This is a genomic window from Cereibacter changlensis JA139, from assembly GCF_003034985.1.
GTDB lineage: Bacteria > Pseudomonadota > Alphaproteobacteria > Rhodobacterales > Rhodobacteraceae > Cereibacter > Cereibacter changlensis.
This window is the reverse complement of the sequence record NZ_PZKG01000470.1, coordinates 1-256: the sequence shown is the minus strand read 5'-3', so window position 1 is coordinate 256 and position 256 is coordinate 1. Positions and strand designations below refer to the sequence as shown.

Below are 256 nucleotides of genomic sequence, written 5' to 3'. Positions count from 1 at the left end.
GAATTCCTTGATGCGGAACTTGCCCCAGCGCATCGGCGCGTTGGCGTCGACCATGGTCTCGGGGCTGACGAGGCCAAGCTCCATCGCCTGGGCCACGGCGAAGATCTTGAAGGTCGAGCCGAGCTCGTAGACCCCCTGCACCGCGCGGTTGAACAGCGGGCTGTCGGCGGGATCGTCCTTCTTGCCGACCAGCGGCTGCGGCCGGTCGTTCGGGTCGAAGTCGGGCAGCGAGACGAGGCTGAGAATCTCGCCGGTG

At 66.8% G+C, this 256-nt stretch carries 1 protein-coding gene; it reads right to left on the bottom strand.

Annotated features, from left to right (window positions below):
- On the bottom strand, positions 1–256 hold a 256-nt coding region (locus C5F48_RS24705; RefSeq protein WP_258186610.1), incomplete at both ends, for a penicillin-binding transpeptidase domain-containing protein.